The organism is Pseudomonas sp. W4I3 (genome assembly GCF_030816195.1).
Classification (GTDB): Bacteria; Pseudomonadota; Gammaproteobacteria; order Pseudomonadales; family Pseudomonadaceae; genus Aquipseudomonas.
This window is the reverse complement of the sequence record NZ_JAUSXS010000001.1, coordinates 179,371-204,885: the sequence shown is the minus strand read 5'-3', so window position 1 is coordinate 204,885 and position 25,515 is coordinate 179,371. Positions and strand designations below refer to the sequence as shown.

The 25,515-nt window shown below is 60.0% G+C and carries 22 protein-coding genes, 2 pseudogenes and 1 riboswitch; of the genes and pseudogenes, 11 read left to right on the top strand and 13 right to left on the bottom strand.

All coding sequences use genetic code 11. From position 1 onward, the window contains the following. Positions 1-167: 167 nt before the first annotated feature. The 4 genes from QF045_RS00915 to ahcY all read right to left on the bottom strand — a co-directional run bounded on the left by QF045_RS00915 (position 168) and on the right by ahcY (position 4,622). A complete protein-coding gene (locus QF045_RS00915) occupies positions 168-971 on the bottom strand; it encodes an ABC transporter substrate-binding protein (RefSeq protein ID WP_306490693.1) in 804 nt (267 codons plus the stop codon). Between the two features lie 63 nt (positions 972-1,034). Further along, positions 1,035-2,117, bottom strand: coding sequence for a hypothetical protein (locus QF045_RS00910; protein ID WP_306490692.1), 1,083 nt, complete (start codon positions 2,115-2,117; stop codon positions 1,035-1,037). A 78-nt stretch (positions 2,118-2,195) separates the two neighbouring features. Beyond that, positions 2,196-3,041, bottom strand: a complete 846-nt coding sequence (metF, locus tag QF045_RS00905; RefSeq protein ID WP_124388562.1) for a methylenetetrahydrofolate reductase [NAD(P)H] — start codon at positions 3,039-3,041, stop codon at positions 2,196-2,198. Positions 3,042-3,212: 171 nt separating this feature from the next. Next, positions 3,213-4,622, bottom strand: a complete 1,410-nt coding sequence (gene ahcY, locus QF045_RS00900) for an adenosylhomocysteinase (protein WP_306490691.1) — start codon at positions 4,620-4,622, stop codon at positions 3,213-3,215. A 21-nt stretch (positions 4,623-4,643) separates the two neighbouring features. Next, positions 4,644-4,750, bottom strand: a riboswitch (S-adenosyl-L-homocysteine riboswitch). A 198-nt stretch (positions 4,751-4,948) separates the two neighbouring features. On the opposite strand from ahcY, the gene QF045_RS00895 reads away from it, so the two are divergent. The 3 genes from QF045_RS00895 to QF045_RS00885 all read left to right on the top strand — a co-directional run bounded on the left by QF045_RS00895 (position 4,949) and on the right by QF045_RS00885 (position 8,340). Beyond that, the gene (locus tag QF045_RS00895) at positions 4,949-5,353 is read left to right on the top strand and encodes an acyl-CoA thioesterase (RefSeq protein WP_065871910.1); all 405 of its coding nucleotides are present in this window, start codon (positions 4,949-4,951) and stop codon (positions 5,351-5,353) included. Between the two features lie 96 nt (positions 5,354-5,449). Beyond that, the gene (locus QF045_RS00890; protein ID WP_306490690.1) at positions 5,450-7,381 is read left to right on the top strand and encodes a patatin-like phospholipase family protein; all 1,932 of its coding nucleotides are present in this window, start codon (positions 5,450-5,452) and stop codon (positions 7,379-7,381) included. A gap of 71 nt (positions 7,382-7,452) precedes the next feature. Next, complete coding sequence (locus tag QF045_RS00885) at positions 7,453-8,340, top strand: formate/nitrite transporter family protein (RefSeq protein ID WP_306490689.1); 888 nt, start codon at positions 7,453-7,455, stop codon at positions 8,338-8,340. Here QF045_RS00885 and QF045_RS00880 read toward each other — a convergent pair. Next, positions 8,334-9,593, bottom strand: coding sequence for a sodium:proton antiporter (locus QF045_RS00880; protein ID WP_306490688.1), 1,260 nt, complete (start codon positions 9,591-9,593; stop codon positions 8,334-8,336). The two genes, QF045_RS00885 and QF045_RS00880, sit on opposite strands and share 7 nt — an antisense overlap. Before the next feature lie 187 nt (positions 9,594-9,780). Here QF045_RS00880 and QF045_RS00875 point away from each other — a divergent pair, with 187 nt between their 5' ends. Further along, positions 9,781-10,167, top strand: a complete 387-nt coding sequence (locus QF045_RS00875; protein WP_306490687.1) for an MAPEG family protein — start codon at positions 9,781-9,783, stop codon at positions 10,165-10,167. A gap of 64 nt (positions 10,168-10,231) precedes the next feature. Here QF045_RS00875 and QF045_RS00870 read toward each other — a convergent pair whose 3' ends face one another. Beyond that, positions 10,232-11,425, bottom strand: coding sequence for a murein transglycosylase A (locus QF045_RS00870; protein ID WP_306490686.1), 1,194 nt, complete (start codon positions 11,423-11,425; stop codon positions 10,232-10,234). 128 nt (positions 11,426-11,553) lie between these two features. Between QF045_RS00870 and QF045_RS00865 the strand changes: the two genes are divergently transcribed. Continuing rightward, positions 11,554-12,003, top strand: a complete 450-nt coding sequence (locus QF045_RS00865; RefSeq protein WP_306490685.1) for a cytochrome c — start codon at positions 11,554-11,556, stop codon at positions 12,001-12,003. A 6-nt stretch (positions 12,004-12,009) separates the two neighbouring features. On the opposite strand, the gene QF045_RS00860 is transcribed toward QF045_RS00865, so the two are convergent. From QF045_RS00860 to QF045_RS00845, 4 genes are all read right to left on the bottom strand, one after another. Next, on the bottom strand, positions 12,010-12,405 hold the full coding sequence (locus tag QF045_RS00860) for a DUF1090 domain-containing protein (protein WP_306490684.1): 396 nt from the start codon (positions 12,403-12,405) through the stop codon (positions 12,010-12,012). A 40-nt stretch (positions 12,406-12,445) separates the two neighbouring features. Next, positions 12,446-14,107, bottom strand: coding sequence for an NAD-dependent DNA ligase LigB (gene ligB / locus QF045_RS00855; protein WP_306490683.1), 1,662 nt, complete (start codon positions 14,105-14,107; stop codon positions 12,446-12,448). A gap of 286 nt (positions 14,108-14,393) precedes the next feature. Further along, positions 14,394-15,584 (bottom strand): methionine adenosyltransferase, encoded by a 1,191-nt coding sequence (metK, locus tag QF045_RS00850; RefSeq protein WP_306490682.1) that lies wholly within the window; start codon positions 15,582-15,584, stop codon positions 14,394-14,396. A gap of 19 nt (positions 15,585-15,603) precedes the next feature. After that, positions 15,604-16,599: a metalloregulator ArsR/SmtB family transcription factor gene (locus QF045_RS00845; RefSeq protein ID WP_306490681.1), complete on the bottom strand. Its 996-nt coding sequence runs from the start codon at positions 16,597-16,599 to the stop codon at positions 15,604-15,606. A 258-nt stretch (positions 16,600-16,857) separates the two neighbouring features. On the opposite strand from QF045_RS00845, the gene tkt reads away from it, so the two are divergent. From tkt to fba, 6 genes are all read left to right on the top strand, one after another. Further along, positions 16,858-18,855 (top strand): transketolase, encoded by a 1,998-nt coding sequence (gene tkt, locus QF045_RS00840; RefSeq protein ID WP_306490680.1) that lies wholly within the window; start codon positions 16,858-16,860, stop codon positions 18,853-18,855. A 169-nt stretch (positions 18,856-19,024) separates the two neighbouring features. Further along, positions 19,025-20,080 (top strand): erythrose-4-phosphate dehydrogenase, encoded by a 1,056-nt coding sequence (gene epd, locus QF045_RS00835; RefSeq protein WP_306490679.1) that lies wholly within the window; start codon positions 19,025-19,027, stop codon positions 20,078-20,080. Between the two features lie 17 nt (positions 20,081-20,097). Next, entirely contained in the window at positions 20,098-21,261 is a 1,164-nt protein-coding gene (locus QF045_RS00830) for a phosphoglycerate kinase (protein ID WP_306490678.1), read from the top strand. A 31-nt stretch (positions 21,262-21,292) separates the two neighbouring features. Beyond that, positions 21,293-21,520, top strand: coding sequence for a hypothetical protein (locus QF045_RS00825; RefSeq protein ID WP_306490677.1), 228 nt, complete (start codon positions 21,293-21,295; stop codon positions 21,518-21,520). A 60-nt stretch (positions 21,521-21,580) separates the two neighbouring features. Continuing rightward, the gene (locus tag QF045_RS00820) at positions 21,581-21,913 is read left to right on the top strand and encodes an MliC family protein (RefSeq protein WP_306490676.1); all 333 of its coding nucleotides are present in this window, start codon (positions 21,581-21,583) and stop codon (positions 21,911-21,913) included. A 270-nt stretch (positions 21,914-22,183) separates the two neighbouring features. Continuing rightward, the gene (fba, locus tag QF045_RS00815) at positions 22,184-23,248 is read left to right on the top strand and encodes a class II fructose-bisphosphate aldolase (RefSeq protein ID WP_003234513.1); all 1,065 of its coding nucleotides are present in this window, start codon (positions 22,184-22,186) and stop codon (positions 23,246-23,248) included. 118 nt (positions 23,249-23,366) lie between these two features. Here fba and QF045_RS00810 read toward each other — a convergent pair. The 3 genes and pseudogenes from QF045_RS00810 to QF045_RS00800 all read right to left on the bottom strand — a co-directional run. Beyond that, a pseudogene (locus QF045_RS00810) lies at positions 23,367-23,683 on the bottom strand (hypothetical protein); the annotation flags it as partial. A 223-nt stretch (positions 23,684-23,906) separates the two neighbouring features. Further along, the gene (locus QF045_RS00805) at positions 23,907-24,263 is read right to left on the bottom strand and encodes a hypothetical protein (RefSeq protein WP_306490675.1); all 357 of its coding nucleotides are present in this window, start codon (positions 24,261-24,263) and stop codon (positions 23,907-23,909) included. Positions 24,264-25,021: 758 nt separating this feature from the next. Then, positions 25,022-25,314 (bottom strand): annotated as a pseudogene (locus tag QF045_RS00800) (fructose-bisphosphate aldolase). Positions 25,315-25,515: the final 201 nt, after the last annotated feature.

Sequence of the window (25,515 nt, the reverse complement as noted above, 5' to 3'; positions counted from 1 at the left end):
AATGGCGCTTAGGGGAGCGTAATCCCGTCCGGTCCTGCTGCGTCTGGCGGGCACTCCACCGGCTCGCGCGGGCTGCAAAGCTGCGCTGTAGCGGGGTTGGGTGCCTTTTTCAAGACCTCAGCGGCCGGGCGTAAGCCTGGCGGAAAGGCCGGAGTATAACAGAGCAATCACTGCGCGCTGCTTTCCTGCTGCTCAACGGTGTATCCGGATGCGCTGACAGCGCCCGTTTGCACATGGCTGCCGCCGTATTTGGCGCTCAACGCGGCATAGGCCGGCTCTTGCTTGAAGCGCTTGAGCTCGGCGGCAAAGCGCTGCACCAGCAGGTCCATGCCCGCACCGCGTCGCACCGCGAGAAACTGCTGCTGGCGGCTGACCACCACCGGCGCCTGGCTGACCTTGCCCTCAAGTCCCAATTCCTTGATCAGGTGTTGCCCCACGCGACGATCGGTGACCACCATATCAACGCGCCCCAGCATGAGCTTGCCGAAGTTGGCTTCGTGGCTGGGGGCCGGTTCACGCGTGAAGGCGGTGGACCCACTGAAGGCTTCGCCATACAGGTAACCCGGGGAGGTGCCCACGGTCAGCCCGCGCAGGTCGTCAAGGGTTTCGGCGGGGTGCGCACGTTCGTTGGCGTAGAACAGCACGAACTCGACCGCCGACAAGGGTTCAGCGGGGTAGAGCAGCAAAGCGTCGCGCTCGTGGCTGTGGAAAATGTCCAGCGCACCGTCGGCGTGGCCTTGATCAAGCATGGCCAGGCAACGCTTCCAGGGCAGGAACTGCCATTGCACCTCCACACCGAGGCGCTGGAACACGATTACCGTGGTTTCATAGTCCAGGCCACGCATGCTGCCGTTGTCGTCGTAGACGTAGGGCGCCCAGGGTTCGGTGACAATGCGCAGTTTCTCGCCATAAGCGCACAGGCTCAGGCAAGTGAAAAGCACAGCGATCAACAACTTGGAGATGACGGGCATTCCCTGAGGTTACGACGCTCCCGGCATAAAGAGAAGCTCTGGCACGCGCTTTGGCGATGGGTCTTACTTTGCTGGCGCATCCATCAGGTGGGCGTGGATCGCGGCACGCCGCTCGCCGAGAATCAGGCGCACCACCGGGTTGGCGAACCAGTGTTCGAGCTGGTGCGCGTCAATCGGGCGTTTCTGGCGCTCTTCCTGGTTTTGCCGGGCCTTGTCCCACCAAACCGGGCCACATGCCTGGTCGAACTCGTTTTCGTGTTCATAGCAGCCGTAGAGAATTTCGCGGATGAACTGCTGCTGGTGCTTGGGCAACAGCAGGGTGATCAGCTTGTACAACGTGCGCTGCAAGCGCGGCGGGCGCGGCAGGTGGGCGGAGACCTGGCGCGTGTCGGCCAGGGCGAGCGCACTGGTGGGCGCAGCGGCGTGCTTGGCGATCCACGCCTTGACTTTGGCCCGGAACAGCTGCTTGCGGCTCCAGTAATGGTGGATCAGGTCCGGGCACTCGCGCACGTTGAGGGTGCGGTAGGCGGCGATGGACAGGCAGAACTCTTCCAGGGTGTAGGCGCCCTGGGCATGGGGAAACAGCTCATCCATCAGCTCGATCGAGCGGTCGAGGATGTGCGCATCCTGCTGGGCCAGGCCCATCACGCCGGAGTTGAGGGTCATCATGTCATCGTCGGCTACGCCCATGTCCAGCAGGCGCTGGCGCAGGGCGGTGTAGAGGATGCTTTCGTGGTTGTCGCCGTATTTGGTGTAGAAGGCGTTGCACAGCAGGGTGCCTGGCTGCACGCGCTCGAAGAGAGTCATGGGCGAACGGTGAAAAAACGTATCGGTGTCGATCAGCAGCGCTACCGGCGACTCTTCCAGTACCTGGCGCAGCACCACGTGCTTGGTGCGGAAGTGATAACCATGGGGCTCGCTCCAGCGTTTGCGGGTGGCCTCGTCCAGCGGGCGCACACGCACCGGCAGCAGGCGATAGGGTTCGGGGTTATCGCTGAATACCTGAATGTCCACGGCGGCATCGGGGGTGTCCTGCAGGAAAGCCAAGGCACTGGCGATGCTGAATACCGCTTCCTGATGGTAGGTCTCGGCGCCGAAGACGAGATAGACCAACTGCGGGCGGGAAGTGGAAGACACTGTATTCATGGACGGCGGGGTTCCGTGGGTATGTAAAACGACAAAGGCCCTCGTCTGAACGAGGGCCTCGGCACAACCGGGCAAGCGTTAGCGTGGCAGCTTGAGGTTGTTCCAGATGGCAAGGCTGGGTTCAGCCTGGTTCAGGGTATAGAAGTGCAACCCTGGCGCACCACCTTGCAACAATTGTTCACACATCTCGGTGATGACCTGCTCGCCGAACGCCTGGATGCTTTTGACGTCATCGCCATAGGCTTCCAGTTGCTTGCGCACCCAGCGTGGGATCTCGGCGCCGCAGGCGTCGGAGAAGCGCGCCAGCTTGCTGTAGTTGGTGATCGGCATGATGCCCGGCACGATCGGGATGTTCACACCCATGGCCCGTACCCGCTCGACGAAGTAGAAGTAGCTGTCGGCGTTGAAGAAGTACTGGGTGATCGCGCTGTCGGCGCCGGCGTTGGCCTTGCGCACGAAATTTTTGAGATCGTCTTCGAAATTGCGCGCCTGGGGGTGCATCTCCGGATAAGCAGCCACTTCGATATGGAAGTGATCGCCGCTTTCTTCGCGGATGAAGCTCACCAGATCGTTGGCGTAGCGCAGCTCACCGCTGGCCATGCCCATGCCGGATGGCAGGTCGCCACGCAGGGCGACGATGCGCTTGATGCCGGCGGCCTTGTATTGGGTCAGCAGGCCGCGCAGGTCGGCTTTGCTGTCGCCCACGCACGACAAGTGCGGAGCGGCGGGAACTTTGACTTCACTTTCGAGCTGCAGCACGGTGTTGATCGTGCGGTCACGGGTCGAACCGCCGGCGCCGTAGGTGCAGGAAAAGAAGTCGGGCTGATAGCCGGCCAACTGCTTGGCAGTGGCCATCAGTTTTTCATGCCCAGCATCGGTCTTGGTCGGGAAGAACTCGAAGCTGTAGCGACGGTCTTGGGACATGGTAATACCTTTGGAAACTCAGAAGCCGACTGTGCAATCCACCCGCACTGTAGGAGCGAGCTTGCTCGCGAAGAACGTCAACGATAACGCGTAAAAACAGGATGTACGCGGTGTCCTTAAGTCTTTCGCGAGCAAGCTCGCTCCTACAGTAGAGCAGGTTGAGCTGATTACTTAGTAGCGATAAGCGTGCGGCTTGAACGGACCTTCAACGGTCACGCCGATGTAGTCGGCCTGGGTCTTGGTCAGTTGGGTCACCACGCCGCCGAAGCCGCGGACCATTTCCAGGGCCACTTCTTCGTCGAGTTTCTTCGGCAGTACTTCCACGGTCAGGCGCTCGGCTTTCTGAGCAGGCGACAGGTCGGCGTACTTCTGTTCGAACAGGAAAATCTGCGCCAGTACCTGGTTTGCGAACGAGCCATCCATGATGCGGCTTGGGTGGCCGGTCGCGTTACCCAGGTTCACCAGGCGGCCTTCGGCCAGCAGGATCAGGTAGTCATCGTTCTGCGGGTCGAAAGTACCTGCACCGGTGCGGTGTACCTTGTGAACCTGTGGCTTCACTTCTTCCCATGCCCAGTTCTTGCGCATGAAAGCCGTGTCGATCTCGTTATCGAAGTGACCGATGTTGCACACCACTGCGCGTTTCTTCAGCGCCTTGAGCATGTTCGCATCGCACACATTCACGTTACCGGTGGTGGTGACGATCAGGTCGATCTTGCCCAGCAAGGCTTTGTCGATGCTCGCTTCGGTGCCGTCGTTGATGCCGTCGATGAACGGCGAAACCACTTCGAAACCGTCCATGCAGGCTTGCATGGCGCAGATCGGGTCAACTTCGGAGACTTTGACGATCATGCCTTCCTGACGCAGGGACTGGGACGAACCCTTGCCCACGTCACCGTAGCCGATCACCAGGGCTTGCTTGCCCGACAGCAGGTGGTCGGTGCCGCGCTTGATGGCATCGTTCAGGCTGTGACGGCAGCCGTACTTGTTGTCGTTCTTGCTCTTGGTCACCGAGTCGTTGACGTTGATGGCCGGGATTTTCAACTCGCCCTTGGCCAGCATGTCCAGCAGGCGGTGTACGCCGGTGGTGGTTTCTTCGGTCACGCCGTGGACGCGGTCGAGGATCTGCGGGTATTTCTTGTGCAGCAGCTCGGTCAGGTCGCCGCCGTCGTCGAGGATCATGTTGGCATCCCATGGCGCGCCATCTTTCAGGATGGTTTGCTCCAGGCACCACTCGTACTCTTCTTCGGTCTCGCCTTTCCAGGCGAACACCGGGATACCGGCGGCAGCGATAGCGGCAGCGGCCTGGTCTTGAGTCGAGAAAATGTTGCAGGACGACCAACGTACTTCGGCACCCAGGGCAACCAGGGTTTCGATCAGCACGGCAGTCTGGATGGTCATGTGGATGCAGCCGAGAATTTTCGCGCCCTTGAGCGGCTGCTCAGCGGCGTATTTGCGACGCAGGCCCATCAAGGCTGGCATTTCGGATTCGGCGATAAAGGTTTCGCGACGGCCCCAGGCAGCGAGGGACATGTCGGCGACTTTGTAGTCGGTGAATTCTGCAGGCGTGATTACAGCGCTCATGAAGAGCCTCCATTCGTAGTGTGCGAATGGGCGCCGTTGTGCGTTTAGTATCAGGCCGGGTGTTCCGGGCCGGACAACGCCCCATCCGAGCCTGACAGGTTGAACCTGCTGCAGCGCCCCTCGGACAGGTGGCGGGAGAACGGTATCAACTGAAGATGACCGTTTTGAAGCGGAGGCGATTATAGCCGTGTATGCGGCACTTCCCAAGCCTTTCTGTCGGCTGCATGAAGATCGCTGATGGGGGCGATAGGCAACGGCGCATAGAGCTTGGGCCCGTGCTCTGCCATGATAAAGCCCATTATTGGGCAACATGCTTTGGAGTGACCATGAACTTCCACACCCGTAAGTGGGTAAAACCCGAAGACCTCAACCCCAACGGCACCCTGTTCGGTGGCAGCCTGCTGCGCTGGATCGACGAAGAAGCGGCGATCTATGCGATTGTCCAGTTGGGCAACCAGCGGGTGGTGACCAAGTACATCTCCGAAATCAACTTTGTCAGCGCTTCGCGCCAGGGCGATATCATCGAACTGGGCATCACCGCCACCGAGTTCGGCCGCACCTCCATCACCCTGACGTGCGAAGTGCGCAACAAGATCACCCGCAAAAGCATCCTGACCGTAGAGAAGATGGTTTTCGTCAACCTCGGCGAAGATGGTCTGCCGGCGCCTCATGGGCGTACCGAAATCAAGTACGTGAAGGATCAATTTCAAGACGACAGCCTTCCCGAGTAACAACGTGGCGGTGTGATTGGTTTACCAAATCATTCCGCATGGATCGTCGCGAGGCGCTTTCATCACTCAAGCTCACACCCTATGGAGAGCCAGTGTATGAAAGTGGTTAACGCGATCGCCCAGATTCAGCACCCATTGAATAACGAAGTTCTGTCTTTGCACGCGGCCAGCGCGAAGACGCCCCTGGTGGAGGGGGTGGGCGAGCGCAACGTGACGCTTTTGCGCGATGACCTGGGGCGAGTGGAGGTGATTCTATCGGCGCCGCCCGCCACGAGCCTGGTGCTCAGCGGCGGAGGGGCCAAAGGCATCGCTTTCTCAGGGGTGGTGCAGGCCCTTGAAGACGCCGGAAAGCTGCAAGGCATCCAGTTGGCGTGTGGCTCATCCGCGGGGGCGATTTCGGCGGTGCTGATTGCCAGTGGCATGGGGGCGGCAGCATTCGACAAGTTGTCGGACGGCATTGATCTGCCTAGCCTGCTCAACAGCAGGGATGCGGTGACAGCTTGGATGCAGGACGCCAGTACGACACTTGGCAAGCTCATCGGCCATCTCCCCGGCTCCATCGGCAATGTTTCTCAGCTGTTAATGACCTTGCTGCCGCGCCTGCAAACTGAGGCCGTTCCCCTTGAGGACCTGATCCGCAACGAGTCGCGCCGGTCGATTCTTGCGCATATCGCACACAGCCCCCGAGAAACACGGACCGTGGAGGTCATGAACATTGCCGACAAACTGAGTGCCGGCGGCGCACCGACGTTCGGCGATCTTGAGGTGTTGCACCGGTATATTCCCGCGATCAAGCAATTGACCGTCACCGGCACCGGTCTGTTTGCTCGCCGTCCGCAGTTGGTGGTGTTCAATGCCAGCTTGACTCCGCAAATGGACATCGCGCGGGCGGCGCATATCTCGGGTGCATTGCCGGTGGTGTTTAAAAGCCCGGTGGAGCAAGGTCATGGTTTCCAGGTGTCGGCTGAAACCACCGCGTTCAAGGACGGTGGCTTATTGCTCAATACCCCGGCGCCGGCCGTGGTGCAGAGGTCATTTCCCGAGAGCCCCTTGAACAAGCCTGAGGCGTTGATCGTCAAGCTTGAGTCCGGCGCCGCTGATACACCGGTGCGAAGTGGCCGCTTTCTCAGCAGCCTGGCTGACCGCATCACTGGCGTTGCGCATTCGGCCGCAGAAGCGTTTCAGGATAAAAGGCTCGAAGCCTTTGCTGATCAAATCGTCACATTGCCGCTCAATACCGAAAAAGGTGATTTTCGTGGGCTGCTCAGCGGGACCGTCAACTTCACGATGCAGGATGAGCAAAAGCAACACGTGCAGGCCAGGGCGCGTCAAGCAGTGGAAACGCACCTGGAGCGGCGCTCCTTGGCACTTGAGCACCACTCATTTCAATCACTGCATGAGGCCGTGCTGGCCATGGGTGACCAACTGCTCGCCAGCGTAGAGTCGGCGCTGCAAACAGACCCCGCCGCCGCCGTGGTGCTGGCCTTCAGAAGCAGCGCACAGCAGGCGTTGCAAGCCCTGAATGACGCGATCACCGAGGTGAATCAGGCGCAGGACACGCTGGCGTTCACGCCGACCATTTCAGCCGCACTGCGCAATCTGGATGCCCTTGCACAACAGCCTGAGCAGGTCGACTGGTTGGGCAGACGCCTCAATGAAGCAGGCCAGCGCAACTTTCAGCAGTTGCTGCAGGCGGCGGCCAGGCAGATCGCCGGCGGTGCAGCGCCGATGTCCAGAGTCATCGACGCAGCGGTTGGCGAAATGAACGTGCGTGATGTTGCGATGAGGGCGGAAAACTTCACACGGGAAGTGATCTACCCCTCGTTGTTTCGGCCAGGCCAACCCAGTGCTAACGTTGAGCTGTTGCACCGTGCGGCTCAGGACCTGGCCTGGGCGACCACCCCCACCCGGTTCAACCAGGTGCTCGACACACTGCGCGATCACTACAGGGCGCGTAACAAACCCTGGGACGAGCCGGGCAGGTCAACCACGGTGGAGATGGCCAAGGCCTGGAAGATGCATGTTTAGTTGCCTGGCCACTGAACAGCCACTGTGGCGGCGTGTCGTAGCTACACGCCCCCCTTGGACTCCGGATCATCATGGCCACCGAAGAAGCAGGCAAAACCCCCAACCTGTCGCACGAAGAGCAGAAGGACGTAGACAAGAACCAGCCGCCCCGCGCGGCGGTGCTGCATGAAATTATCCGAACCCAGGGCGACCAGGAGCTGGAGCGCAGTGTCGCGGCGCTGTGGTGGTCGGCCCTGGCTGCCGGGTTGACCATGGGCTTGTCGCTGATGGCCATGGGATTGCTCAACTCGCGCTTGCCGGACGGCGAAGCGTTCAAGGTCATCGCCAGCTTTGGCTACTGCGCGGGTTTCCTGGCGGTGATCCTGGCGCGGCAGCAACTGTTTACGGAAAACACCCTGACCGCCGTGTTGCCGGTGATGAGCAAACCGACCCTGGCCAATGCCGGGCGCCTGTTGCGGCTCTGGACGGTAGTGCTCGTCGGCAACCTGTGTGGCACGTTATTGGTGGCCTACGTCATGCTGCACCTGCCGATTTTCGACACCAAGACCGACATGGCCTTCCTCGACATCGGGCGCAAGATCATGGAAAACGACGCCGGCCAGATGTTTGCCAAGGGCATCGTCTCCGGCTGGATGATCGCCACCATGGTATGGATGATCCCGTCGATGGAAAGCGCCAAGATGTGGATCATCATCCTGATCACCTACCTCATGGCCCTGGGCGACTTCACTCACATCGTGGTGGGCTCGGCGGAAGTGTCATACCTGGTGTTTGCTGGCGAACTGTCCTGGCATGACTTCTGGTTGGTGTTTGCCGGCCCGACCCTGGCTGGCAATATCATCGGTGGCAGTTTCATCTTTGCGTTGATCAGCCATGCGCAGATTCGCAGCGAGGGCAGCTTGCCGGGCAAGAAGGCTGCGGACCCGAGGCATCCGCAGCAAGTTGAAAAGAATCAGTGAGTCGCGGGCGTGGTCTCGGTTTCGCCCTGGGTCACGCGCTTGACCAACCTGCCGATGCTCAAGCCCTGGAGCAGGATCGACGAGAGCACCACGATATAGGTGATGCTCAGCAGCAGATCGCGTTCCGGGCCCAGGGGCAACGCCAGCGCCAGCGCGACTGAGACGCCGCCGCGCAAACCGCCCCAGGTCAGGATGCGGATGGTGCCACGGGGTACCGTGCGCCAGCGCCGCAGCAGCAGGATCGCCGGGGCCACGGTCAGCAGGCGCGACAGCAGGATTGCCACGGCGAGCAAGCTGGCTGCCAGTACGTGCAGCCAGTTGAACGGCAACAGCAGCAGTTCCATGCCGATCAGCGCAAACAGCAGGGCGTTGAGCATGTCGTCGAGCAACTCCCAGAAACCGTCCAGATAGCGCCGAGTCATGTCGTTCATCGCCAGCTTGCGGCCCAGGTTGCCGATGATCAGCCCGGCCACCACCATCGCGATCGGTGCCGAGACATGCAGTTCGGTCGCCATCGCCGAGCCGCCGATCACCAGCGCCAGCGTCAGCATGACCTCGATCTGGTATTGCTCGATGCTCTTGATCATCAGGTACACGAGGTAACCGATCAGCCCACCGAACACCACGCCGCCAATCGCCTCATGGGCGAACAGCATGGCCGTGGCGCCCACCGTCGGTGTTTCACCCAACTGCGCGATGCCGAGCAGGACGGTAAATACCACTACCGCCGTGCCGTCGTTGAACAGCGATTCACCGACGATGGTGGTTTTCAGCGGTTTTGAGGCATTGGCGGTACGCAGCACGCCAAGCACCGCAATCGGGTCGGTCGGCGAGATCAGCGCGCCGAACAGCAGGCAATACAGGAAGCTCACGTGCCAGCCGAACAGGGCGAAGATGTAGTACGCCAGGCTGCCGATCACCACGGTCGCGATCAATACGCCAAAGGTCGCCAGCAGGCCGATCGGCCAGCGGTAGCTGCGCAGGTCGCTCAAGTTGACGTGCAACGCGCCGGCGAACAGCAGGAACGAGAGCATCCAGTTCATCAGCAAATCGCCGAAATCGATCTGGCCGATCAACTGCTGGATGCGCTCTTCCAGACCAGGGTAGCCGATAAAACTGAGGCCTTGCAGGATCAGCGAAAACAACAGCGCAGTGACCATTACGCCGATGGTGGGCGGCAGGCCGATAAAACGGAAATTGACATAAGTGAGTAGGGTGGTGAGGCAAATAAAGGCGGCGACAAGCTCAAGCATCCGGGGTCCTTGGGGCGGGGAAATGTAGGCGCACAGCGTGCGTCGAGACATTGTTTAGTATAAACAGGTGCCCTTGTGCGAAAGAACCTTTCAGCCGAAGACGGCTCATAGCTTGAGAGTTCGCGCCGATCGGCACTTGGGTAGTGAGGCTCTGACTGCCTTGATAAAACTTAAAAGGGAATGACTGATGACCGTAGCTTTCTGGTGTGTGTTGATCGCAATTTTTCTGCCGTACCTGTGTACCGGTGTGGCCAAGTTCAGCGGAGGCAAGTTCGGGCCGCGAAATAACCATGACCCGCGCGCGTTCCTGGAAACGGTCGAGGGCGTTGCCAAGCGCGCCCACAATGCGCAACTCAACAGCTTTGAAGTCACCCCGGCCTTTGCGGCAGCGGTGATCATCGCCCACCTGGCCGGCACGGCCGAGTTGGTGACGATCAATGTCCTGGCGGTGTTGTTCATCACCAGCCGCCTGCTGTACATCATTTGCTACCTGGCGGACTGGGCGCTGCTGCGTTCGCTGGTTTGGGCCGTGGGGATGGCGCTGATTGCGAGCTTCTTCTTCGTCTCGATCTGAAACCTGACGCAGACCTCTGTGGGAGGGGGCAAGCCCCCCTCCCACATGTGATCTTCAGTGTCTGTCAGGTTCCGCTGGGTGCATCCGGCACTTGCGGCAGCGCCGTACCCTTGGGCCACAACATCCAGATCTGCCCCTGTTGCTTCATGTTCCCCGCCAACTCGCCCGCTGCGGTGCCCGTGCCCCAGAACAAGTCTGCGCGCACTTCGCCGGTGATTGCGCCCCCGGTGTCCTGGGCTGCGACGGGTCTTGTGATCGCTGAGCCGTCAGGCTTGGTGGTCGACAGCCACAACAAACTCCCCAGCGGAATCACCTTGCGGTCCACCGCCACGCTGTAACCCGCCGTCAACGGCACGTTCAGCGAGCCGCGCGGCCCTTCATTACTGTCGGGGCGGGCGCTGAAGAACACATAGCTGGGGTTGCTCGCCAGCAGTTCCGGAATGCGCTGCGGATGTGCCTTGGCCCAGGCGCTGATGGCACCCATGCTCACCTCTTCTTTTTTCAGCTCGCCTTGCTCGACCAGCCAGCGGCCGATAGGGCGGTAGGGATAGCCGTTCTGGTCGCCATAACCCACGCGCAGTTGACGCCCACCAGCCAGTTGAATGCGCCCGGAGCCCTGTATCTGCAGGAACTGCAGGTCCATTGGATCGGTCAGCCAGGCGATCGGCTTGGCGGTAGAGCCCTGGCCGTTGATGGTGCTGGCATCGTCATACGGCTTGAGTACGCGGCCCTCCAGGCGGCCGCGCAGGCGCTTGCCCTTGAGCTCCGGATAGATGGCTTCCAGGTTGACGATAATCAGATCATCCGGCACGCCGTACACCGGCACATGGGCGGTGGCGGTTTCGGTCAGGCTGCCAGGGTAGACCGGCTCGTAGTAGCCGGTGATCAGGCCGTTCGGTGTGTTGTCGGCTGAACGCAGGCCGAAGACATCCAGGCGCTCCTTAAGGAACCCGCGCACCGCCAAGGCATCGCCCGGTACGCTGGCTGCCGCAGCGCAGGTCGCACCCCAGATCGGATCGGCTTTGAGGCGCTGACAGGCACTGCGCCAGGATTCGAAACCCGCCAGCAAGTCGCTGTCGGAAACGGCTGGCAACGCTTCCCATGGAGCGCTCACGTAGGTGGCGACGGCATGGGGTTTGGCGGGTTCTTCTTTGGCAGTCTCTTTGCCAGCGTCTTTGCCCAGGTCGCAACCGGCCAGCAGCGCGATCATCGGCAGAGCCCACGCCAGGCGGCTCCAGGGTTTCCAATTGACATTCATGCACGTAATTCCTGAAGCGATCGCCCGTGCCTAAACGCGCTCGGGCAACCCTTATTATTAATAGGGCTATTGGTCTTTGCGGACGAGGCGGGGATACTGGCCACCGTTTTCCGTGACCCTGAGCCACCATGACTTTTAAACATATGACAGTTGTAATGCTGGCCTGCCTGGCCTTGTCTGCCTGCGGCGGTGTCGACCCCAACTCCCCCTTGGGCCAGCGTAAGGCGATCTTCAAGCAAATGCTCCAGACCAGTGAAGGCCTGGGCGGCATGTTGCGCGGGCGCGTCCCCTTCGACGGTGCCCGGTTCGCCGACGGCGCGGTCAAGCTTGACGCGTTGTCCCATCAACCCTGGCAGCACTTCCCGAGCGTGCGTGAAGAGGACCACACCAGTGCCCGGGACGAGGTGTGGCAAAAGCAGGCGCAATTTCTGCAAATGGCCCGCGACCTCGAGGCGGCCACCGGTGAACTGGTGATCGCCAGCCAGGCCCAGCCCTATAAGGCCAGCAACCTTCAACCTGCGATGCAGAAAGTCGAAGATGCCTGCAGCGCTTGCCATAAGCAGTTCCGGGACCACTGACCGGTTTTACTGGTCGAGTTCTTCCACCGCATCCTGCAACTCCTTGCGCGATTCGGCGAGCTTGTCCTTGCGCTTGTTGATCTTGTCCGCATCGCCTTTTTTCATGGCTTTGTCGAGGTCGGCCTGACGGCGGCTGACTTCGTGCTTGGCGTCCAGCACCTTGTTTTCGCGCTCTTTCTTCAGCGATGCGTCAGTGCAGTTGGCGGTGACTTCGCTCAGGGCTTTTTCCAGGCCGGCTTGTTGGGCGCTGTTGCCATGGGCCTTGGCCTGTTCGATCTGGGTGCTGATGGCTTGACGCTTGGCAGCGCAGCCTGTCAGTGGTGATGTTTCGTCGGCGGCCAGCAGCGGCGTGGCCATGAAGCTTGCGAAAGTCAGTAAGGCAAGAGGGGCAAGCAATTTCATATACGGGCTCCAGAGTAGCAATCAGAGGGTGGGGCCGGGTTCAAAAACCGTCTATGCCGGCGCCACGTAATGTTTCAGCCAAGGCCTGTACCTGCGGGTCGCGGAAAAAGGCGCTCAATTGCGCTGCACGACCCGGGCCGATACCGTCTGAGGCCAGCCAGGCTTGGGTGTCTTTGGCGACCTGCGTATGCCAGTCGCCCTCCAGGTTGTTGCGCGCCGCGGGCGGCACGCCCAATGCTTTCAGCCATTGTGCAAAGGGGCGCTTCCGGGCGCTTTGAATACTGTCGAGCACGCGCGCGCGGGTGCGTTCGCCGAAACCATCAATGTTAGCAAGCTCTGCCGCATCCAGGGTTAACCAATCGAGAAAGCCTGCGATTAGACCGGCCTGGATCAATACGTTCCAGGTTTCTCGGCCCATATGTGGCAAGGCCAGGCCCTGGTTGCTGCTCAGCCAGGTAAGGCGCGAGAGCAATTGCTCCTCGCAGCCAGGGTCCAGTTGCCAACAGCTCAAGGCGTGAAAGTCTCGGGAATCGGGTACGGCCACCTCCACGCGGGTCTCGTTGCGCAGGATCACCTCGTCGAGCCGAGGAATGACCTGGCCGGCAAGGCTGATGGACACTTGATCGCCGGGACGGATGTCCAGGCGCTGCCAGTTTTTCAGCGAGCCGGCGCTGACACGGCTGATTTGCCGGTCATCCAGGCGGACGGGGTCCAGTTCGAGAATCGGCGTGATGCGCCCGGTGCGCCCGATCCTGAACTGCACTTTGCGCACCAGCGCCAGCGCTTTGGTCGCCGGATATTTCCAGGCCACCGCCCAGTAAGGTGCGTTGGCTTGCCAGCGTTTGGCGGGGGCGCGCGCAGCCTGGTGAAGCACCACGCCATCGCTGGCGAATGGCAGCGGATGGCTGTACCAATGGGCTCGCCAATGCGTGGCCTCGCTGAGGCTGCCGACGGCCTGGCTATAGCGCTGGCTGTCGATGAAACCCCATCGCGCCAGGATGGCCAGGCGCTCGGTGAAGCTCGCCGGGCCTTCGGGCCACGCCCAGACGAACAGCCCGATGCCACCGGCCTCGATATCGCTCAGTTGCCGCCGGTTCATCAAGCCGGCCACTTTACTGCGTGCGTTGAGCCCGCCGTTTTCAGACTGTACGTGGTCGTCGAGCCGCCAGTAGAGCTCGCCTTGCAGCACCGCATCGACGGGCTCCGGAAGTTGCTGAACGATACCGGCAATCTTGCGCGCGGAAACTGACCAGTCGTGACCGAGCAGACCATCGCCACGGCTGATGACTTGGTGCAACTGGCCTCGACGATACACCAGGGTCACGGCTACCCCGTCGACCTTGGGCTGAATCCAGACATCCTGTCGGGTGCTGAGCCAGTCTCCTACTTCGGACGCATCCAGCAGCTTCTCCAGGCCGGTATGCGAAACCGGATGGCGAAGCGCGCCGCGTGAGCTTGCCAGCGGGTTTTCAGGTTTGGGTGTGGGTTGGCGCGCACATTTGCGCCACTGGGCCAGGCGTCGGTGGGCCTGGTCGTAAAGTTCATCGCTGACGGGGGATTGGCCCTGTCGGTGGTAGGTGTCATCCCACTGGCTGACCTGCCTGGCCAAGGTGTCGATTTGCGATCGGGCATCACCGGGGCAGTCCTCGGCCCAGGCCCAGCACGGGAGAAAGCCGACCAGAAGAACCATTAACAAGCGCATCGTGAGCGTCCTTGCTCGGAAAGGGCGCTCAGCCTAAGTGATCCGCACCGCCACAAAACAGCCCCGACTCAGCGGGGCTTTTTACCAGGTGTTTCTGCTTGCTTGAACTGACTGCCCAACGCTTTCACCGCGTCGTGATTTTCAGCCTGGGGCTGCTGTTTTTGTTGGCGCGCGTCGATTCCGGCTTGAGTTTCAGCGATTTTGTTGCAGCTTTTGTTGGCTTGAATTCAACGCGTAAAAAAGCCCCGCCGAGCGAACCCGGCGGGGCTTCTCAAGCCACGAGCGATTACAGACCGGCAGCGATACGCAGGTCGTCGGCGCGGTCGGTTTTTTCCCAGGTGAAGGTGGTGAAGGTGTCGTCGCCGACAGTCTTCTGCGCAGGGGTACGACCGAAGTGGCCGTAGGCTGCGGTTTCCTGGTACATCGGGTGCAGCAGGTCGAGCATGGTGGTGATCGCGTAAGGGCGCAGGTCGAAGATCTCACGCACCAGCTTGACGATCTTGTCATCGCTGATCTTGCCGGTGCCGAAGGTGTTCAGCGAGATCGAAGTAGGCTGGGCCACGCCGATGGCGTAGGAAACCTGGATCTCGCAACGCTCGGCCAGGCCGGCGGCGACGATGTTCTTGGCCACGTAACGGCCGGCATAGGCGGCGGAACGGTCGACCTTGGATGGGTCCTTGCCGGAGAACGCACCACCGCCGTGCCGGGCCATGCCGCCGTAGCTGTCGACGATGATCTTGCGGCCGGTCAGGCCGCAGTCGCCCACCGGGCCGCCGATGATGAACTGGCCAGTCGGGTTGATGTGGAACTGGGTGTCCTTGCTCAGCAGTTCGGCAGGCAGCACGTGCTTGACGATCAGCTCCATCACGCCTTCGCGCAGGTCTTTGTTGGAGACGTCCGGGTTGTGCTGGGTAGACAGAACAACGGCGTCGATACCCACCACTTTGCCGCCTTCGTAGCGGCAGGTGACCTGGGACTTGGCGTCCGGGCGCAGCCATGGCAGCAGCCCGGATTTACGCGCTTCGGCCTGACGCTGCACCAGCTGGTGAGAGAAGGTGATCGGCGCTGGCATCAGCACGTCGGTTTCGTTGCTGGCGTAGCCGAACATCAGGCCCTGGTCGCCAGCGCCTTGATCTTCAGGCTTGGCGCGGTCGACGCCCTGGTTGATGTCGGGGGACTGCTTGCCGATGATGTTCATCACGCCGCAGGTCGCGCCGTCGAAGCCGACGTCGGAGCTGGTGTAGCCGATGTCGGTGATCACGTCACGTACGATCTGCTCCAGGTCGACCCAGGCAGTGGTGGTGACTTCGCCGGCGATGATCGCCACGCCCGTTTTCACCAGAGTCTCGCACGCCACACGGGCGAACTTGTCTTCAGCAATGATGGCGTCCAGCACCGCGTCAGAAATCTGGTCGGCGATTTTGTCCGGATGCCCTTCAGACACGGACTCGGAGGTGAAAAGGGAGTATTCGCTCATCTCGATGTTTTCCTGATATTTACCGATGGTGAGTGTCGCCAGCCGGCCGCTGAAAATGGCGGACCTGGATCTGGAAACCATTACGTAAACCTACATAGAGGCTTTCCCCGGGAACGAGTCCCGCAGCGGTGGCCCAACGGGCCAAATCGTCCTGTTCAAAACCCAACCAGAGATCACCGCAGGCCTCCTTGGCCCAATTCTGGTTGTGGCTGCATAAATCCGTCACCAGCAGGCTACCGCCGGGATGCAGCAACCCGGCCATTTGCTTGAGCGCGTCGGCGGGAGCGGCAAAATGGTGCAAGACCATGTTCAGCACCACGCAATCGGCCTGCAGGCTGGTGTCACTCAGGGCGTCGGCCAGTTGCAGGTGGACGTTGCCCAACGCTTCGCGCTCGCACAGCTGGCGCGCCAGTTCAAGCATCGCAGGGCTGTTGTCCAGCGCGGTGACCTGGCCAAAGCGTCGCGCCAGGTCCGGCAGGAAACCGCCGTCGCCAGGGCCGACTTCCAGGGCCGTGGCCCCCTGACTGAAGCTCAGCTTGTCCAGCAGTGCCAGCACGCTTTCGCGGTACTGGGGCAGGCTGGCGATCAGGTCTTGCTGGGCACGAAATTTCTCGGCAACCCGCGCGAAGAAATCCTGGCTGGCGGCGGCGCGTTGCCCGTGCACCTGGCTGACGCGCGACTGTACGTCGCTCGGCAAGTCCAGGTTGTCCACTTCTTCGAGCAGGGCGGCGTGCAATTTGCCGCCAAGCAATTCGGTGTGGGGCAGGGCGCGACGGTAAAAAATCGCATTGCCTTCGCGGCGCGTCGCCACCAGGTCGGCCTGGGCCAGTACCTTCAAGTGATGGCTCATGCCGGACTGGCCGATGGCGAAGATCTGCGCCAGTTCCAGCACACCAAAAGAGTCATTGGCCAGTGCGCGCAATACGTTCAGACGCAACGGGTCACCCGCAGCCTTGCAAAGGGCTGCCAGTTCATCGCCGTCGTCAGGACGCAGTGAGGGCACGGGTAGGTTCATAAGGCCAGCAGTCTAGTGACGGGTGGGAATCGCCGCAAGGCCAATATCAAAAAGTTTTGATATTGATCGATAAGTGGCAGTTATAAGCAGCCGCTATAACCTTTAGACGAACCCGCGTGGGCATTCTGCAAAGGATTGGCGCGCAAACCACAGGAAAAACCGCTCAAGTGACTATCTGTCATTGCCCGCAGGCGGTGGCTGAGGGAAAATGCCGGTCCTTTTTTCCGTTTCTTTATTCAAGCCCCCAGGAGATCAGCGATGCCCAGCCGTCGTGAGCGTGCCAACGCCATTCGTGCCCTCAGCATGGATGCCGTGCAAAAAGCCAACAGCGGCCATCCCGGTGCCCCGATGGGCATGGCGGATATCGCCGAGGTACTTTGGCGTGATTACCTGAAGCACAACCCGAGCAACCCGTCGTTCGCCGACCGTGACCGCTTCGTGCTGTCCAACGGCCACGGCTCGATGCTGATCTATTCGCTGCTGCACCTGTCTGGCTACGACGTCACCATCGATGACCTCAAGAGCTTCCGCCAGTTGCACAGCCGCACCCCGGGCCACCCGGAATTCGGCTACACCCCAGGCGTCGAGACCACCACCGGTCCCCTGGGCCAAGGCCTGGCCAACGCCGTTGGCTTCGCGCTGGCTGAAAAAGTCCTGGGCGCGCAGTTCAACCGCCCTGGCCACGACATCGTCGACCACCACACCTACGTCTTCCTGGGCGATGGCTGCATGATGGAAGGCATTTCCCACGAAGTCGCCTCCCTGGCCGGCACCCTGGGCCTGGGCAAGCTGATTGCCTTCTACGATGACAACGGCATCTCCATCGACGGCGAAGTCGAAGGCTGGTTCACCGATGACACCCCCAAGCGTTTCGAAGCCTACAACTGGCAGGTGATCCGCAACGTCGACGGCCACGATCCGGAAGAGATCAAGATCGCCATCGACACCGCGCGCAAGAGCGCACAGCCGACCCTGATCTGCTGCAAGACCACCATCGGCTTCGGCTCGCCGAACAAGCAAGGCAAGGAAGACTGCCACGGCGCCCCACTGGGTGATGCGGAAATCGCCCTGACCCGCGAAGCGCTGAAGTGGAACCACGGCCCGTTCGAAATCCCGGCTGACATCTACGCCGAGTGGGACGCCAAGGAAAAAGGCCTGGCTGCCGAGTCCGAGTGGGACCAGCGCTTCGCTGCCTATTCCGCCGAATTCCCTGAGCTGGCCAACGAGCTGGTGCGTCGTCTGGCCGGTGACCTGCCTGCCGATTTCTCGGAAAAAGCCTCGGCCTATATCGCCGAAGTCGCGGCCAAGGGCGAGACCATCGCCAGCCGCAAAGCCAGCCAGAACACCCTGAACGCCTTCGGCCCATTGCTGCCTGAGTTCCTTGGCGGTTCGGCTGACCTGGCCGGTTCCAACCTGACCCTGTGGAAAGGCTGCAAAGGCGTGTCGGCGGAAGACGCCAGCGGCAACTACATGTACTACGGCGTGCGCGAGTTCGGCATGAGCGCCATCATGAACGGCGTGTCCCTGCACGGCGGCCTGGTGCCTTACGGCGCGACCTTCCTGATGTTCATGGAATATGCACGTAACGCGGTACGTATGGCGGCGCTGATGAAGAAGCGCGTGATCCATGTCTACACCCACGACTCCATCGGCCTGGGCGAAGACGGCCCGACGCACCAGCCGGTCGAGCAACTGACCAGCCTGCGTACCACGCCGAACCTGGATTGCTGGCGCCCTGCCGACGCGGTGGAATCCGCCGTGGCCTGGAAGCACGCTATCGAGCGCAAGGACGGCCCTTCGGCGCTGATCTTCTCGCGTCAGAACCTGCAGCACCAGGTGCGTACCGACGCGCAGATCGCCGACATCAGCCGTGGCGGCTACGTGCTCAAGGACTGCATCGGCGAGCCGGAGCTGATCCTGATCTCCACCGGTTCCGAAGTGGGCCTGACCGTTCAGGCCTACGACAAGCTGACCGAGCAAGGCCGCAACGTGCGCGTTGTGTCCATGCCGTGCACCAGCGTGTTCGAAGCCCAGGACGCCGGTTACAAGCAATCGGTATTGCCGTTGCAGGTCAGCGCGCGTATCGCCATCGAAGCGGCCCACGCCGACTACTGGTACAAGTACGTAGGCCTGGAAGGCCGCGTGATCGGCATGACCACCTACGGTGAGTCGGCGCCGGCGCCAGCCTTGTTCGAAGAGTTCGGTTTCACCCTGGAAAACATCCTGGGCCAGGCTGAAGAGCTGCTGGAAGACTAAGGCGTTAACGCGGTGGCCCACTGACCACCGCCTCTACTGTAGGAGCGAGCTTGCTCGCGAAGATCGTTAACGATAACGCAGCGTTTCTGGTTTAACGCGGCGCTCTCAAGTTCTTCGCGAGCAAGCTCGCTCCTACAGTGGTTTGTGTCGCCCCTACTGCGAGAACCCCATGCCCCAACCGCGTCGCTACAAAGTTGCACTCAACGGCTACGGCCGCATTGGTCGTTGCGTCTTGCGTGCCCTGTTCGAGCGAGGGGCGGCGGCCGGGTTTGAAATTGTTGCGATCAACGATCTGGCGGACATGGCCAGCATCGAGTACCTGACACGTTTTGACTCCACCCACGGCCGTTTCCCCGGCGAAGTGCGGGTCGAAGGCGATTGTCTGCATATTAAAGGCAACTGCGTGCAAGTCTTGCGCAGTGCCACCCCAGAAGGCATCGACTGGAAAGCACTGGGCGTCGACCTGGTGCTGGAATGTTCCGGTGTCTATAACACCCGTGCCGATGGCCTGCGTTTTCTCGACGCCGGCGCGCCGCGTGTGCTGTTTTCCCAGCCGATGGCCAGCGAGGCGGATGTCGACGCCACCATCGTCTATGGCATCAATCAGGATTGCCTGACCGGCGACGAGCTGCTGGTGTCCAATGCCTCCTGCACCACCAACTGCAGCGTGCCGCTGTTGCGCCTGCTGGATCAGGCAATCGGCCTGGACTACGTATCGATCACCACGATTCACTCGGCCATGAACGACCAGCCGGTGATCGACGCCTATCATCACGAAGACCTGCGCCGCACGCGCTCGGCGTTCCAGTCAGTAATTCCGGTGTCCACCGGTCTGGCGCGGGGCATCGAACGCCTGCTGCCGGAACTTGCCGGGCGAATCCAGGCCAAAGCGGTACGGGTGCCGACGGTGAACGTGTCCTGTCTGGACATCACCATGCAAACCGTGAGCGACACCGATGCCGTGGAGGTCAACCGGATCCTGCGCGACGCTGCCACCAGCGGCCCGCTCAAAGGCTTGCTGGCCTACACCGAATTGCCCCACGCCAGTTGCGATTTCAACCATGACCCGCATTCGGCAATTGTCGATGCCAGCCAGACCCGCGTTTCCGGCCCGAGGCTGGTGAACATCCTGGCCTGGTTCGACAACGAATGGGGCTTTGCCAACCGAATGCTCGACGTTGCAGAACACTATCTGCAAGTGGCTTCAAAACAACCTCAACAGTAATTCAGGAACTGCGACCCATGACCGTGTTGAAGATGTCCGACCTCGATCTGCAAGGTAAGCGCGTACTGATTCGCGAAGACCTCAACGTCCCAGTCAAGGACGGTGTTGTCACCAGCGATGCGCGAATCCTGGCCTCGCTGCCGACCATCAAGCTGGCCCTGGAAAAAGGCGCGGCCGTGATGGTCTGCTCCCACCTGGGTCGCCCGACCGAAGGCGAGTTCTCCGCTGAAAACAGCCTCAAGCCGGTGGCCGAATACCTGAGCAAGGCCTTGGGCCGCGAAGTGCCGTTGGTGGCTGACTACCTGGGCGGCGTCGAGGTGAAAGCCGGCGACATCGTGCTGTTCGAAAACGTGCGCTTCAACAAGGGCGAGAAGAAGAACAGCGACGAACTGGCCCAGCAATACGCTGCGCTGTGCGACGTGTTCGTCATGGACGCCTTTGGCACCGCCCACCGCGCCGAAGCCTCGACCCATGGCGTGGCCAAGTTCGCCAAGGTTGCCGCTGCCGGTCCGCTGCTGGCGGCTGAGCTGGATGCACTGGGCAAGGCCCTGGGCGCTCCGGCACAACCGATGGCGGCCATCGTGGCCGGTTCCAAGGTTTCCACCAAGCTGGACGTACTCAACAGCCTGAGCCAGATTTGCAACCAGTTGATCGTTGGCGGCGGCATTGCCAACACCTTCCTGGCTGCAGCCGGCCACCCGGTGGGCAAGTCCCTGTACGAGCCGGACCTGCTCGACACCGCCCGCGCCATCGCCGCCAAAGTCAGCGTGCCCTTGCCGGTGGACGTGGTCGTTGCCAAGGAATTCGCGGAAAGCGCCGCAGCCACCGTCAAGCTCATCGCTGACGTGGCCGCCGACGACATGATTCTGGATATCGGCCCGCAAACCGCGGCCAACTTCGCTGAGCTGCTGAAAGCTTCGCAGACCATCCTGTGGAACGGTCCGGTCGGCGTATTCGAGTTCGACCAGTTCGGCAACGGTACAAAAGTGCTGGCCAAAGCCATCGCCGAAAGCTCGGCGTTCTCCATCGCCGGCGGCGGCGACACCCTGGCGGCTATCGATAAATATGGCGTTGCTGACCAGATCTCCTACATTTCTACCGGTGGCGGTGCGTTCCTCGAATTCGTCGAGGGCAAGGTACTGCCGGCCGTGGAAGTGCTGGAAACCCGAGCCAAAGGTTAAGGCGCGCGTGATCAGGAAAAAGGAGCATCCCATGATCAAGTCGTTGGCACTGGTGATTGCAGTGGGCCTGCTGGCCGGCTGCGGCAGCACGCCGAAAGCGGCGCCCGAGGCGGATAAAGCTTCGGCGCCGCTGAAAAAAAGCTGCTACCAGGCTGACTGGCAAGCCGAGACCATGCCCGTGATCAACAAGCGCATTGGCAACGAACGGCTGGAGAAATACGACTCCGCGCCCAACGGTCAGGAACAGGGTTGCCCTTGACGGGTCTGATCCACTAACCCACAGCAACGGCGGCCCGAGGTCGCCCTGCGAGGATTGGCAATGAAAGGCGTTATCGCCCTGGCAGCACTGGCCTTGTTGGCCGGTTGCAGCAGCATGAACATGTTCGACAAGGCAGAGCCGGAAGGTAAATGGACCACCTGGACCTGCGACAGCAAGGCCGAGGTCAACTGGCGCTTTGCCAATGCGGCCCGCACTGAAGTGGATGTGCGCCTTGGCGGCTCGGACCAGGTTTATCGCCTTAAACAGGACGTTGCCGCTTCGGGTGTGCTGTATGCCAACGACCAATTGGCGTTTCACACAAAAGGCGAGGAAGGCCTGATTTACTGGACGGCCACGGATGATTTGATCGGGCGTGGCTGTAAGGCCAACTGAGATCTGTCATGAGATGAGATCCAAATGTGGGAGGGGGCTTGCCCCCGATTGCAGTGGGTCAGCCGGCACATAGGTGTCAGGATGACTGCTATCGGGGGCAAGTCCCCTCCCACATTGATTCGGTTTCAACTTGGAATTTGAGTCGCCTACATCAGCAATAACGATTCAGCAGCACAAGGCTCAACCCCTTGATCTGCAATAACTTGAATAGCAGCCGCCGCTACGGCAGGCTTGCACGATTAACGACCCTCGACCGGGAGAGACAACACAATGGCACTTATCAGCATGCGTCAAATGCTGGACCACGCAGCCGAGTTCGGCTACGGCGTCCCAGCCTTTAACGTCAACAACCTTGAGCAGATGCGCGCCATCATGGAAGCCGCTGACAAGACCGACTCCCCAGTGATCGTCCAGGCGTCGGCCGGTGCCCGCAAATACGCCGGCGCGCCGTTCCTGCGTCACCTGATCCTCGCGGCCATCGAAGAATTCCCGCACATCCCGGTGTGCATGCACCAGGACCACGGCACCAGCCCTGACGTGTGCCAGCGCTCCATTCAGCTGGGCTTCAGCTCGGTAATGATGGACGGCTCCCTCGGCGAAGACGGCAAGACCCCGACTGACTACGAATACAACGTACGTGTTACCCAGCAAACCGTAGCCATGGCCCACGCCTGCGGCGTGTCGGTTGAAGGCGAACTGGGCTGCCTGGGCTCCCTGGAAACCGGCATGGCTGGCGAAGAAGACGGCATCGGCGCCGAAGGCGTTCTGGATCACAGCCAGATGCTGACCGACCCGGAAGAAGCCGCCGACTTCGTCAAGAAGACCCAAGTGGACGCCCTGGCCATCGCCATCGGCACCAGCCACGGCGCCTACAAGTTCACCAAGCCACCGACCGGTGACGTGCTGGCCATCGACCGCATCAAGGAAATCCACAAACGCATCCCCAATACCCACCTGGTGATGCACGGTTCTTCCTCGGTACCGCAGGAATGGCTGGCGATCATCAACCAGTACGGCGGCGACATCAAAGAAACCTACGGCGTACCGGTTGAAGAAATCGTCGAAGGCATCAAGCACGGCGTGCGCAAGGTCAACATCGACACCGACCTGCGCCTGGCCTCCACCGGTGCGATGCGTCGCCTGATGGCCACCAACCCGAGCGAGTTCGATCCGCGCAAGTTCTTCGGCGCCACCGTGACCGCGATGCGTGATGTATGTATTGCACGTTATGAAGCGTTTGGTACTGCCGGTAATGCTTCGAAGATCAAGCCGATCTCGTTGGAAGCGATGTATCAGCGGTATTTGAAAGGTGAGTTGAACGCAAAGGTCAACTGAGCCTAAAGCGTTTAAAAAGAAGCCCGCAGCAATGCGGGCTTTTTCGTGAGCGATCGTTCCTACGCTCTGCGTGGGAATGCCGCCTGGGACGCTCCGCGTCCCGCTATCGCTAACGGTTTCAAGCCTTGCGCGAGATGGCGTAAAGCGTCACGGGATGATCAATGGGTTTGTCGAAACCACGGTGTTCAATCACTCGGAACACATCACTCAAGTTCTGCACCAGAATGCGTGCGGTATTGGCCACGTTGTTCAGGTCGCGCTCGATAAAATCCGACAGGCTGGAACAGGCCATCAGTTTGAGTGTTCAAGGGCGGCGTTGAGGCGCTCGCCCAGGTCGGCGTGGAGATCGGGCAGAGGGGCGTCTCTGTCGACTAACAACACGGGGTAGTCGGTGGCGGTTTCCGTGCAGGGGCTGGAGCGGCGGGGTGGTAGTTGTTAGGGGATGGGGATGGAAAGTATTCCTCGTATCTGCAAAGGGCTCCACTATTCGCTGCGAAACGAATTAGGTGATAGTCGTATGTGGGGCGCAAACAAAGGATACGACGAGCCCCGCAGACGCGAAGACTCCCGCACGCAGCCATTATAAAACGGGTGACGGGCGCCGAAGCGCTCATCGTTGTATTCATGATGCTTGGCTACACTCTTATCAACATCAAAGCTACCGCTTTGAAAGGGTTACTTCTATTGGTGTGCCTCCGTCCTCTGTCAATGTGCCATAAAGATTGTTGTAGGAGCGATCGTCGGCGGTAAGGTTTAGTGTTCCGGTCCGTTCTGTTAAATCCTCTTTTCCACTATCCCATAGGTCGTAATTTACTCTAAAGGTCAAAGAGGATTTCGTGGAGGGTGCACGTTCTCTATGGAAGCTTGCTGATATAAAAGGAAAACCGCCATGTTCCAGGGTTCCTTCAATTTTTCCTGTATCGTAATCAGCAAACGTAATCCTTATCGAGTATTGATTTAGGCTATCAGTTGTGAACTTGTAGCTAGCTTCAAGTGCGGGTTCGTGGTTGGCCATGATATTTTTCCCAAGTGAAAGTTGAGTGCGGCTTTCGTGGAATACTCCTTTCGTCGCCGTAAAAAATTTTATCAAACGATTTTGTTTTAGGGCTCTGTTACTTTTGACAGTTTTATATCGTTTTTTGGAATAGCATTAGCGCGATTTTTTCTATAGCGACGGGAGCGTATGTATTTGCTAAGGACTGTTTTAAATTAAGGTTTGTTTTAATAAAGTTGACTGTTTATTCGATTTTTTTGCGGGAATATTGTTCTGTCAAGTGTTGAACTATTTATCTAAAGTAGCGTGGGTGTTTATCAGACGTCACTGGCGTCGGATAAATACGGCACGTTTCTTTCTACAATGTCTATTACGGAGCCGATTTTTCAGTTGTTACTCCATGTGTAAAAAAATTATCATAGGCAAAAAAATTATAGTATTACAAAACACTTCTTGGGTACTTAATAAATATTTCTCTTGAGGATGCATTTGCAAGGTCGTGCGCATTATTAATTTCGAAATAAGAGGTGCGGTCACCGAAGAAATTGAAAACCTAAGTTTTTCACTTGCTTATTTGTCCTTAGAGATTCAAAACCAAACTTGGCATGGCCCAGAAGATGCGGTCATTGGAAGTCAGCGGTTTCTAGCTGTCGTAGGCGTGGATCTGGCCACCGGAAGGCACCTGGTTGAAAGTGAGTTGAGCACTAAGGTGAGCTAAACCTAAAGCGTTTAAAAAGAAGCCCGCAGCGATACGGGCTTTTTCGTGCTCGTGGGAATGATCAGTGAGTTGTGTCGAAACCACGGTGCTCTATGACTCGGAACACATCACTTACGTCCTGCACCAGAATGCGTGCGGTATTGGCCACATTGTTCAGGTCGCGCTCGGCAAAATCCGGCAGGCTGGAGCAGGCAATCAGGTTGAGATGCTCGAGGGCGGCGTAGAGGCGCTCGCGCAGGCAGGCGTGGAGATTGAGCAGAGGGGCGTCGCTGTCGACAACAGCATGGGGTAGTCAGTGGTGGTTTCGGCGCAGGGATAGAAGCGACGGGGTGGCAGCTTTACGCGGGTTCGCAGACCGAGGAGTTAAGCCCCGGCAGACCCGAAGGCCTCCCACACACAGCCGCCTTAACAAAGACGACCGTCGGCAAGCATATCGGGTCGTATTTTCGCTGCACGCTCAAAATGTGGGAGGGGGCTTGCTCCCGATTGCGGTGTATCAGCTACAACTTGGGCAACTGACCCACCGCTATCGGGAGCAAGCCCCCTCCCACAGGT